Source organism: Nocardioides oceani, assembly GCF_030412965.1.
In the GTDB taxonomy this organism is placed as follows: domain Bacteria; phylum Actinomycetota; class Actinomycetes; order Propionibacteriales; family Nocardioidaceae; genus Nocardioides; species Nocardioides oceani.
Map to the genome: position 1 here is coordinate 1 of NZ_JAUHJQ010000260.1, position 224 is coordinate 224.

At 75.4% G+C, this 224-nt stretch carries 1 protein-coding gene; it reads right to left on the minus strand.

What is annotated here, in order from left to right; genetic code table 11:
- The coding region (locus QWY28_RS23990) for a UTP--glucose-1-phosphate uridylyltransferase (RefSeq protein WP_300955399.1) at positions 1-224 on the minus strand (224 nt) is incomplete at both ends.

Genomic DNA, 224 nt, shown 5'->3' on the forward strand with positions numbered 1-224 from the left:
TCTGGGCGGTCTCGCGCAGCACGATCCGGCCGTCGGACTTCCGGCGGGCGAAGTGCCCGCCCTTCCGGTCCGAGGGGGTCCGCCGCACGGCCTCGATCGCGACGGGTGCACCCGCGCGGGCGAACCAGCCGGCGACCACCGGGTCGGGGACGGCGCCGAGGTTGTCGGAGTTGGAGACGAAGACCCGCTCGTAGCCGGCCTCGACGAGCCGGTCGAGCAGCCCC